Below are 11,310 nucleotides of genomic sequence, written 5' to 3'. Positions count from 1 at the left end.
TTGATACCAGGCGCGCACGGCTTACCACTTTTTACCTCAAGTTTGCATCAAGGGGCAATGCCCACTGTGTGGTTGAGGTTGTTAAAGCCAGTCGCGGCTTCCCACGTTCCCGTGTTGGCGAGCTGGATAGCGTACTCCGGCCGATCGTGCAGCGACGCTTGCGGATCGGCGAGATGCAGCAGTACAGCATAAGAACCCTTGGGCATGCCAGCCGGGAGCACCGCGCTCTCGTTGATCGTCACAGTCTGGCCCGCCAGCCAGCGGCGCGGGTCGGCGGCAAGTTTCACGCGATACAAAGCGCCGCTGGCCGTATTGCGGAACACCAGCTCCACATTGCGGCTATTGAACGGCGCCGCCCAGCCCAGGTTCTGCACCTGCAAGGTCAAGGCGAAAGCGCCACCCGGCTTGGCGCTGCTTGAAAATGTGCCGCTCTTCAGGACAAACCGATAGCCCAGTTTTTGCTCGACTTGCGGGAAGCAGCCCTGGTTTCTCCACGCGTTGAGCACCGTAACGTTGTAGTCGAGGTTCAAGTACGACCAGTGGAGTTTGGTCATCTCGGCCAAGGAGGTCGGGCAATCGCTACGCGGGGCCACATAGGCGCAGGTTTCGCCGCCAGTAGGCACGTAGTTGGTTTCCGCTTGCATATACGGGTACTCTGACGACGGATTGATATACGTCCCGTAATCGGACGCATTCGACAGGAAGCAGTCGTTGTGGAAACCCAGACGTGCCTTGGCGGTACCCGTGAACGCCTCGCTGCTGGTGAGTGCCGTTGTACTGTACAGCTTGGTTTTGAACAGCGGCATACGCAACTGCACCATGCGCTCGGCCGGCACCACTTGCAGCAGTTTGTCGACGACCGATTTGCGGTCGGCGATGTTCTTCGTGGTCATGTTATAGCTGTCGCCATAGTTCTGCGTATTGCCCCATTCACCCCAACTGCCCACCAGGCCCGCCTGCACGACCAGGATGACGTCCTTGTTGGTGCTCAGGTACGGTGCGAGTTGCGTGAGATGGGTATTGACCATTGCAGGCGTCGCATCGACTGGCGAATTGTTGTCGGCATACGCGAAACGGACGATCGCCTTCAGGCCGGCCTTGCGCACGGTATCCATTTGCTGCTGGAACAGGTTGAGGGTGGTCTGGTTGATCGACGAATTGACGAAGTTGCGGAGATAGAACACGCACAAGACCAGCGATTCGCCGTCCGAAGTACGGAAGTTGGTCAATTGGCTCTGGCTATACGGCGTTTCGCAGCTCACATGACGGTAGAGGCCCCGCTCAGGGTTGGCGATGGTCGCGTTGCTGGCCGTGTAGTTGACGGGTACCGAGGCGCCAGGTGCAGGGGTGGGCGTTGGTGTTGGTGTTGGTGTTGGTGTTGGTGTTGGTGTTGGCGTTGGCGTTGGCGTTGGCGTTGGCGTTGGCGTTGGCGTTGGCGTTGGCGTTGGCGTTGGCGTCGGTGTTGGCTGACTGAAGTAAACCGGCAGGATGGCCGATGCGGGCAAGGCATCGACCTGCGCGACCAGATTCGCGCTGGCGCCGCCGCCGATATCGGAACGGCTCACTGTCACCGAAGCCACGCCGTTGGCCAAGGTATAAGGCAGGGTTTTGACAAATGTCCAAGCCCATGCACCATTGCTGCCGGTGTATTTGTACAGGCGACCATTCTCGACCAAGAAGCTTGAACCGATCCCATTGACCGGAAATCCGGTCGACGCCACGCGGTCTGAATCAATATGTACGCGAAACCACGTCGGCGAGCCGGCGTAAGGAATCCTGATAGTGGCATTGGTTCCGTCATTGGTCACCGTGGGTTGGGCTGCGGTGATTGCCGCGGCGGCACTTGCATTGCTTACTGCCGACATGGCAAGTGGGCTTGAAACGAGTCCGGCACAAACCAGCAAGAGGCTGATCGGGCGACGAATGAAAGGTGCGGAAAGCTGTTGAACGTATGCCATTAAATAATCGCTTTACTATAAAAATGATAAAAACCAAACACGTAGGAATCCCCCTGCCTCTTGCCTAGCAAGTTGCAGAACAAAGCCACAGGATTTTAAAAAACGTGACAATCCAACTGCCTCTCGCAGTGCGAGTGCAGGCTTAGTCCGGAAGGACTACGACGAGAAAATTAAATTACGTGATGCGAGGGTTAGTGAGTAAGGAAATGGCGCTGGTTAACGCACCGCGGTGGTTGACTGAAAATGCACCCGAAGGCGCTTCTCAAAAGATAAGGAGCAACAACCAAGGAAGGCGGTGCGCCAACCTGGCTTGCACTTGTTGCCAATACTCTTCGTGCTAAGAAACCGCGCATTTTCAGGCGGTTTGTGCAAGATCATAAAAGTCGCTCCTTTTTCTAAAAAACACTTAGCTTGGAGCATGTTTCTTGGGAATAAGTTCCCCAAATCATGAAATTTATTTCCTTGCACAAAATGCAATACGGCAAGAAGATGGATGTTCCTTATCTATATCACTGCGGGCGCCATGTCAGCTGAGGGCGATGAGAGACTCACGCAAACGGTCGCCGAAGGATTAGTCAGGGGGCAGTGTGCGGAGAGAACAGACGAACATAGGCAGGGACGACGTCACCAATCTTCACAGACCGATGCGCTACGCTTGAAAAGGAGATGGGTGTGCCGAGACAGTACCGCTGCTGCCGAGTGGCAGCCCGGGACCGAGAAAGGTTGGCGCTGAGTGGGCGAGATATCGACGAACGCGCGGCCGCCTGGGCCATTGCGATCAGGGCTGCGCAGCTCTATTTATGCAGGCGAACAAGACAGGAACAAGCCTTCCCACATAGAAGAAATTTTTTCCATAGAAAATCGTTCCCTCGCTTCTAACGCACGACGTGAAAATGCCTCTCTCAAGGCTGCGTCGGCCATAAGCTTCCCCAAGGCAAGTAACATCCCCTCCGCGTCCGCCGGCGTAACCAGTAAGCCGTCGACGTCGTGTCGAATGATATCTCTGGGACCTGTATCGCAATCGAAACTGACCGCAGGCAAGCCATAGGACATGGCTTCAACCAGCGTATTGGGAAATCCCTCGAAGTGCGAACTCATGACATACAGGGCCGCGCGCCCGTACCAGTCACCAACGTTGCCGACACGCCCAGGCAAAAACACACGGTGCTGCAAGCCGGCAGCTTGTACTTGCAGATGCAGCGCGCCAGACAAAGGTCCATCGCCAAGGATGACGAGGTCCCAGGCCGGATACTTGCTCGCCAGACGGGAAAAAATCTCCACCAAAGCGGAGAAATTCTTTTCCGAGCTCAGCCGCCCAACGCCCAGCAGGATCTGGCGACCGGCAGCACAACATACGGCCGGGCTGATCGACGGTTCGTGCTTCGACAACGGCCAGCGCACGGCATTCGGAATAACAGGAATGCGGGTCGCATGGGAGTGCGCAGCGAGCCAGCAGGCACATTCTTGCGTCAACGCAACCACAGCAGTCAGATGGCCGTATGCGTGGCGCCGCAGCGTTTCCCAAATCAGCCCCATTGGCGCCTTTGGAGGAAAATTGTGCTCGGAGCCGATAGCGCGCACGCCGGGCACCCCGCGCGCCGCCATCGCCAGGATGACATTTGCCGTGTGCATGGCGGACAACGCGATGTCTGGCCGTACACGCTGCAACACCTGTCGCAAGGCTTGTACCCGTCTGACGGTCCGCACAAATCCGGCAAGCACATTGGGGTTGCCGCCGGCGAGGTTCAACGCTTCGCGTTTGACCGCCCCATCCAGCGTATAAAAATCTCTCGCCGTCGGCGCTACCGTGACCACAGTGACATCCCATCCGATTGACACCCAATAGTTGGCAAGATTTGCCACAACTCTCTCTGCGCCACCATTTTCGAGAGAATGAATATAGACAAGTAATCGCATAGGAATATCACCTTGGTTGAATATGAAAACCGGCACCCGGGGTAACAAACTTATCCAGTTCTGCCAGATTATGATCCAGATAAACAGTGCCAGGCGACGTGGTCAGCGAGACGTTTGATATGACCCTCCCGCTGAGTTTTCCAACCAGGCTACCGTGAAGCCAGATACGGTCCCAAACGCGCGCAGTTCTTGGGAGCAGACGGTCAGTTTCATGATCGAAGACAAACACGTTTCGCGTTGCATCCCGATTTCGGACATGCACTGTTGCATCAATGTCGCGCATATAGCCCACCTTCTCGCTACCTTGGTGATAGAAATGCACATAACTGCTGTGTATGCACTCACCTGACACATCGACCCGGACGCGAACATTCTCGACGTTTCCGGCTCTGCCCCCGGTCGATACCAGCGCAACCAGACCATTACTACCCGGCCAAGCTGCGGTATTCCGGGATATGATGGTTATTTCTGAATTGCGCAGCGCATACGCAATGAAGGCGCGTCTTACATTATGGCAAACCAACTCGACGTGGACGTTTTCCCTGACAAAATTGGCACCAACGCCATAGTAGGCATGCTGCACCTCGCCGTGCACGCTGATATCTGCAAGATAAAACCGGCCATCAGAATTATTATTCGATGCCAATAAACCAACAACCTTTTCCGCATAGCAGTCGACCATCCGAAATCCTTTGCTTAACTTGTCTGCCTGAATTCCGACACAATACATCCCGCGCCAGTTAAACCGTGGACTAAACCCATGATCAACGAAGCTCGCCCCTGCAATTGTGATATTCGTAAAGTTAACGAAATAAAAAAGAGTCGGGACGACATTCGCCACTGTCTTGACATGAAAGGTCGCCCCATAGGCCGAAATCGCAATGTTGCAAAAATCGCGGCATAAAATAACGGTGCTGGCGTCGGAATAGCTCCCGAAGTCATAGTCGCCTGCCGGCACCAACAAGGTACCCCCACCAGTGGCGGCCAATGCAGCAAAGGCCTTGCTGAACGCGCTGATTAGCAAGGCCGGCCCTGCCCCTGGGGCACCGCGATAATCCGCAAGATTGATCAAGGTTGATGGCACCACGGCACCGCCAATATCTCCCGCTTTGCCACGCAGGCTCCTCTTCATCTTCGCGTCCTCCAGAAGTGCCGGCACAAAAACAGCCACACCCACGCATGCCCCTCGGGACAAGAATGCCCGTCGTTCTAACGAAGACCTTGTGCGCGCCTTCATGACTACACGCTCCCGCAAGGGGAGTCCGCGATATCGACAAAGCCACACTCGTCGAATGCTGCACGCAATCCGGAATTCAAGACCCCTTCATAGTAAATCTCCTCAGCACAGCCGGATCCTTCCAAATCTCGCAAAATCTGTGTCACAAAACCCGGAACGAGCTCGTTGCCATTTAAAACAGGGTGCACGTAAAAATCAAACAGGATAATGCGCCGCACCTGGGGTGCGGCCAATAGAGCTGACTGCTGTAAGGGTAGCGATTCAACAGAAAATTTGACCCAGCAATAAATAAGCAGCGTAGCGTTCTGGGTATAGCTATACAGGCAATGCGAACGCTCCAGACGCTTCATCACCCCGCGCAAAAAATCACAATACCTGACTGACGATCCACCTGAATCAAATCTGCAGACATCGTGCAAATTATTCTTTCCAATAGACATTTCACAGCCCAATGACTCGCTCCTGGCTCGCACATAGCGCAGCGAGCAAGTGCGGGCGCTGAATCGCATGCGCAGCATTGCTGCAACGCTAACAAGACCATGCAATCTCACACACTGCAGTCGTCTGACTGCCGCAGAAAAGTCCACTGCACGGCAACCACTTTTTTGCAGTGTCTTTTTTGCAAACCGCACCAGACTCGCAAACAATTCCTTTCTGAAGCGACGCCTGGAATCGCAGTAGATTGTCAGTTCCGAAACCACATCATATTCTGTCGCAAAGTGCTCTTTATATTTATCGCCACCTGGCGTCAAATCAAGCACTGGCACTCCCTCTTGGGACATCGTCAACCCCAGCATGGCCAGCAGAAGATTTCCCGGAGAGTGCAATGCAAGTTCCGGATTGTATGTCGTAATCGAAAGATGCACGGCGCGCCCTTGCGTCAGCAGGCCGATGTGAGACGCTGCCACCTGCTTATCTACTCTCAATATAGAAACGTGCAGCAAGCCTTTTTTATATAGCGCAAGGTAAAATTTCTTCTTGGCTGGATCACTAATAAAAGGGGTATTCCAAAAATGCGCAGCCTGTCTGAAATCATATTGAAAACATAAATCATCGAAGACCCTGATGAAATCATCGTGCGACAGGATGCGTTCGAAACGCACCTCCCCGATACGTTTCAGGCGGTTGTAGTTTTGCCGGTAATTTTTCTTGTTTCGCTGACGCTCCATGGCGCCAGCATCAATTTTCATGAGCGGTCTGGCATGAGTGCGCAATGAACAGATGTTTGCATGGCCATCTAGCTGCTTGAGTCCATCGAGCGGCATCCCGGGCGGAAGATATCTGAGATGTATATCAGCGTGAGGGAATAGTGTCCGAATCTTCTGCACTGCCTTGACAATAAATATCTCGCCCCTATCTTTCACCTGGATCCATCCCTGATACTCGGCCTGCTGGGCCCCGGCTACGGTAAGTTTTTTGCCATCCGCATATAACGCGAGTGTCAAGATTCCGGAAAAGGAACGATGATCGGATTCCGCAAATACAATGACAGGTAAAAAATTCAGGCAATAAAGTCCATACCAGGCAGTGACAAAGTCCGGGTGTTGAAAGGCGGTAGCCCAAGAACATTCATTGTACAGTTTCAGCCACCGAGACTGGAAGTCCAGGGAATTAATGCGATTAAGTGCTTCACTTCCAGTCAACAGTTGCACAGTCATAACATTTCCGTTCGAGACGTCTGAAACAATTGCTGTCAATTATATTAAGTTTGCTAGTCGGCAACCGATCGGTACATTGTGACTTCATACTAGCCTGCAATTGTACGCTGCAGTGCATTGGCAAGATATCAATCATTCCCAGCGAGAGATCCCGGGCTCACCAATCTTTCAAACGGCATAAAATTACCGCACCGACAGACTACCTCCGATTATCTTATCGTCTCAGTGGATGGCTGTGCTAGCCGTACGCTGCTGCCCCTGCCGAGAAATTCGAGTTGTCTGATTGCGTTGAGATATTTTTCGATGACAATATTCTCGTCAAATTCCGTGACGACCTTCATCCTTCCTCTTACTCCCATTGCCAACCGCTGCTCATGCGAAAGGTGGACCATTTGCATCATTTTTTCTGCCAGATCGTTAGCGTCTTTCGCTTTGCATAAAAAACCGTTGTCGTCATGGTCAACAACCTCCCGGCACCCAGCGACATCCGTGGTAATGATGGGACGTTCCATTGCGGCCGCCTCAAGAAGTGAATGCGGCGTGCCTTCGCGGTAGGATGGCAAAACAATGCAGTCGGCGTTGTTCAGATAGGGTCTGACATCATCTGTTTCATCGAGGTAGCTGACCAGATCATCCCTCTCCCACTTTTTTATTTTTTCCAACGAGACGGCATTCGGATTTTTCTCATCCACCGGGCCGAGCAGCTGAAACTGCACCGCGGGCATGTATTTGCGTACAATTTCCGCCGCAGCCACGAACTCTTCAATCCCTTTATCACGTAACATCCTCGATACCAGTAAAAACCGGAAGCCACGCTTGCTCACCCGATGAAGCGGTGAAGGAGAAAAATGATTCAAGTCGATTCCCGACCCCGGCAAAACATCGGCCGTGCCGGGCTGAATCAAACCTGCCTGAACAAACAGGTTCAGATCGTCGGAATTTTGAAAAAATACACGATTCGATTTGCGCAATGAAAAACGATATAAACGCTTTACCAGACTCGTTATAAAAGTTTGGTTGATGAAGGTTGTGCCGAGACCTGCTATATTATTTATAACAGGAATTCCGAGCCCATGCGCCGCAATCGATCCATACACATTCGGCTTGATCGTGTAGCCAAGATAAGCAAGCGGGCGCACTGACTGAAGTACCCGCCAATATTTTACCAGGAGTGCTAAATCATGACTTGGGCTGGTGCCGTTGTTATCCATATGGATCACCTTGAAGCGGCAGCCCAGCAGAGAAAGACGTCGCGAATACCGGTCATCTGGTGCCATGACCATAATTTCATATCCATGGCGAATCAGGGCTTTTACCAAACCGGAGCGGAAATTATGAATGTTCCAAGCCGCATTGACTGAAATTACAATTTTCTTGTTCATGATCAGCTGCCCTCATAGCATCGCCATTCTGGCCATCTATCCAGAAAACTTTGCGGTAATTAGTAGATTGAATGCATATCCAGTTAAATCGAAAAGAGTAAAAAACTATTCAGCGCGCACCGTTCCTTCTGGCGCGCAAAGAGAATTGCTATGTCGCAAACTGCTGAATGAAACGCGGCTTGCGCCAGTAGGATCGGCCACTTGTTGTTCGATCCACGACTGAAACATGAGCACGTCCCACAAGTGAAATTGCCAGTTGCGCTGTCCGGAAAGGTGTTCATGCCATTTTTTTCGCAATTGGACGGCATCGAAAAAACCTTCCTGTTTCAGGCGCGATTCATTCAGCAAACTCTCGGCCCACTCCCGCAACGGCCCGCGTAGCCAACTGCCAATCGGCACCCCGAATCCCATCTTTGGGCGCTCGATCATCGCTTTTGGCACATATCTGTACAAGACCTGCCGCAAAGCCCACTTGCTTGTCCCGTCACGCAACTTCAGCGATTGCGGCAAACTCCAGGCAAAGTCAACCACGCGATGGTCGAGAAACGGGATCCGGGTCTCCAGCGAGACGTTCATCGCAGCGCGATCTACTTTGACAAGAATGTCGTCGGGCAGATAGGTCACCAAGTCAAGGGCCATCATTCTTTGAATCCCGTCCAGCCCCGATAACCGCGGCGCGTTCCCCCGTAATAGGGTCGGCGGTTCACTTCCGCCAATCACGAGCGATGCAGGATCATCCCAGTGGGATACCAGCCCGAGGTACACGGCGTCCAGAGTTGCACTTGCCAGGACTTGCGCCCCTTTGTGTAGCTTGTCACCGGTATTAGCGAACTTAAGAGACGCAGGTAAAAAATGCGCCATTTTCGCGGCCGTCTTGTTCCATGCTTCGACCGAAATACTGGTAATGCCTTTTGCGGCGAGCCGGCGCAGCGATACGGGACCTCTATTGATGGTGCGCCAAAGTTTCGCAGCGAACTGGTAGCGACTGTATCCGCAAAATAGTTCGTCGCCGGCGTCGCCGGAGAGCGCTACCGTCACGTGCTGTCTGGCTAGTTGAGATACCAGAAAGGTGGGGATCTGCGAAGAATCAGAGAACGGTTCATCGTACATCGACTGTAGCTGCGGGATAACCGCCTGGGCTTGTCTTGCATTGACATAAAGCTCGGTGTGCTCTGTCCCAAGATGTACGGCCACGGCCTTGGCATATTCTGCTTCGTTAAAACCCACCTCGTGAAATCCGATCGAGAATGTTTTGATGGGACGTGGAGATTGCGCTTGCATCAGTGCAACGATTGTCGACGAATCAACGCCGCCGGACAAAAAAGCGCCAAGTGGTACATCAGCAATCATCTGGGCGCGCACGGCGTCCTGCAGCAAGCCGTCCAACTGATCGACAGCTTGCTGTTCTGTACCGACGAACGGACGCATCACCCCCGTTACAGCTTGCTCAAGGCCCGACCAGTATGTCCACGATCGGGTTTCCGGCTGCCTGGCAGAGACTGTCAGCAGGCAACCTGGCGCCAGTTTGGCGATGCCCCGGTAAATGGAGTAGGGCGCAGGCACATAGCTGTGCCTTAACTGAAGGCAGAGGCTGCCCCGGTCAATGATGTTGTCGAACGAGGGATGCGTGCGCAAAGCCTTCAATTCGGAACCGAACAGGAACACTGCCTGGCTGCCGCGTCCCTGCCAGCCGTAGTACAAGGGCTTTTCACCGACCCGATCGCGACCAAGGGTGAGCATGTGCGTCTGCCGGTCCCAAACAGCAAACGCAAACATGCCAAGCGCACGCTTTACCGTCCCCTCCACACCCCACACATCGAAGCCAGCAAGCAAAGTTTCAGTGTCGGAATGGCCACGCCAAGCCGGCGCCGCCGGCCCCTTGTCGAGCTCTTCGCGCATGAGCATATGATTATAGATTTCTCCATTGAATACGATCACATAGCGTCCTGCAGGCGATCGCATCGGTTGATGGCCAGCGTCGGACAAATCAAGAATCGACAGGCGTCGATGTCCGAGAGCGATACCACGCTCGCTGTCGCACCAGTAGCCGGCGTCATCGGGGCCACGATGCGCGAGTGTATCGGTCATGCGTTTTAGCAAGATTTTTTGTTCTGCCTGGATGCCGAACGAGGTCATCCCCAGGTAACCGGTAAATCCACACATTAGCGTTTCCCCCTCGCGATAATATTTTCGTAAAGAAGCTCGAATCGCTGCCGAACATTGACCATCGTGTATGTCGCCCTGATACGCTCCTTCGCCTTTTGTCCCATTTGAAAACGTAAATCGGCACCGAGCGCAAGCAACCGCGAGATACCTTGGGCAAGCGCGGCAGGATTGGCCTTCGGCACCACCAGGCCGGTATCTGCCATCAACGCGGCCACGTCGCCCACATCAGTTGCGACGCACGGCAAACCCATTGCCATTGCTTCACCCACAGCATTGGGGAAGGCTTCTGTGCGTGAAGACAAACAAAAGATGTCCATTGCCGCCAAGCAGACCGCAACATCGACACGTTCGCCGAGCAATACGAAGCGATCGGCATGCTGTGTTTCATTGATCCAAGCCATCAGATCGCTGTTTGCGTGGTCCAGGTCTCTACCGATCATCAGGAAACGCAAACGATCGTTGTTTGCAGCGAGCAGGCCCGCAGCCTTCACGAAGTTGGCGTGGTCCTTGTCGAGATTGAACCGCCCTACGGTACCGAGCACGATATGGTCTGCATTGAACCCGCACTGGGAGCGCAACTGGCTGCGTTCATGGTGACTGGACCTGAGCACCGCGAGATCAAAACCATTGCCCACGACTACCATGCGAGCGGGATCGTAGCCAATCATGAAGTGAGAGCGCCGCGCGGCATCGGCCACGCACACGATGGTATGCGGAACCCAGTGCGACAATGCCGCGCAAAAGTAACGAATCAGGGATGTGGCACGCGCGCAACCAACGTTAACGTCAGTCGTCCGGACTCCCCATATCACGTTACGGTTTCCCGCCAGCCGCGCCAGCAGCCCGCCTAAAAAGTCTGCGTGGTACAGCCATGTCTGCACGATGTCCGGCTGCATTGTTCGAAGAAGGCGGTACAACCCACCTCGTTATACACAACTCTTTAGTGCGCCCATTTCACGTAACGTGCGTATCGTTTCCGCCGCCACGTGAAC

7 protein-coding genes are annotated in these 11,310 nt (G+C 53.7%); all 7 read right to left on the bottom strand.

Annotation, left to right across the window (positions count from 1 at the left end; all coding sequences use genetic code 11):
• Positions 1-47 precede the first annotated feature (47 nt).
• On the bottom strand, positions 48-1,958 hold the full coding sequence (locus V6M87_RS26755; protein WP_332879723.1) for a DUF4832 domain-containing protein: 1,911 nt from the start codon (positions 1,956-1,958) through the stop codon (positions 48-50).
• A gap of 798 nt (positions 1,959-2,756) precedes the next feature.
• Entirely contained in the window at positions 2,757-3,875 is a 1,119-nt protein-coding gene (locus tag V6M87_RS26750; protein ID WP_332879722.1) for a glycosyltransferase family 4 protein, read from the bottom strand.
• Positions 3,876-3,882: 7 nt separating this feature from the next.
• Positions 3,883-5,007: a hypothetical protein gene (locus V6M87_RS26745; protein WP_332879721.1), complete on the bottom strand. Its 1,125-nt coding sequence runs from the start codon at positions 5,005-5,007 to the stop codon at positions 3,883-3,885.
• A 107-nt stretch (positions 5,008-5,114) separates the two neighbouring features.
• Positions 5,115-6,770: a GNAT family N-acetyltransferase gene (locus V6M87_RS26740; RefSeq protein ID WP_332879720.1), complete on the bottom strand. Its 1,656-nt coding sequence runs from the start codon at positions 6,768-6,770 to the stop codon at positions 5,115-5,117.
• Positions 6,771-6,979: 209 nt separating this feature from the next.
• Positions 6,980-8,152, bottom strand: a complete 1,173-nt coding sequence (locus V6M87_RS26735) for a glycosyltransferase family 4 protein (RefSeq protein WP_332879719.1) — start codon at positions 8,150-8,152, stop codon at positions 6,980-6,982.
• 105 nt (positions 8,153-8,257) lie between these two features.
• A complete protein-coding gene (gene asnB, locus V6M87_RS26730; protein ID WP_332879718.1) occupies positions 8,258-10,315 on the bottom strand; it encodes an asparagine synthase (glutamine-hydrolyzing) in 2,058 nt (685 codons plus the stop codon).
• A complete protein-coding gene (locus V6M87_RS26725; RefSeq protein ID WP_332879717.1) occupies positions 10,315-11,235 on the bottom strand; it encodes a glycosyltransferase in 921 nt (306 codons plus the stop codon). Before V6M87_RS26725 ends, asnB begins: the two co-directional genes overlap by 1 nt.
• Positions 11,236-11,310: the final 75 nt, after the last annotated feature.

The organism is Massilia sp. S19_KUP03_FR1 (genome assembly GCF_036688685.1).
Lineage (GTDB): Bacteria > Pseudomonadota > Gammaproteobacteria > Burkholderiales > Burkholderiaceae_D > JALYUM01.
Note: the sequence above shows the minus strand (reverse complement) of the source record. Positions and strands in the feature narration are given on the sequence as shown.

What these genes read in the sequence shown, in the direction of transcription:
- V6M87_RS26755 (WP_332879723.1), bottom strand. Translation starts at nt 1,958, where the DNA reads ATGGCATACGTTCAACAGCTTTCCGCACCTTTCATTCGTCGCCCGATC.
- V6M87_RS26750 (WP_332879722.1), bottom strand. Translation starts at nt 3,875, where the DNA reads ATGCGATTACTTGTCTATATTCATTCTCTCGAAAATGGTGGCGCAGAG.
- V6M87_RS26745 (WP_332879721.1), bottom strand. Translation starts at nt 5,007, where the DNA reads ATGAAGAGGAGCCTGCGTGGCAAAGCGGGAGATATTGGCGGTGCCGTG.
- V6M87_RS26740 (WP_332879720.1), bottom strand. Translation starts at nt 6,770, where the DNA reads ATGACTGTGCAACTGTTGACTGGAAGTGAAGCACTTAATCGCATTAAT.
- V6M87_RS26735 (WP_332879719.1), bottom strand. Translation starts at nt 8,152, where the DNA reads ATGAACAAGAAAATTGTAATTTCAGTCAATGCGGCTTGGAACATTCAT.
- asnB (WP_332879718.1), bottom strand. Translation starts at nt 10,315, where the DNA reads ATGTGTGGATTTACCGGTTACCTGGGGATGACCTCGTTCGGCATCCAG.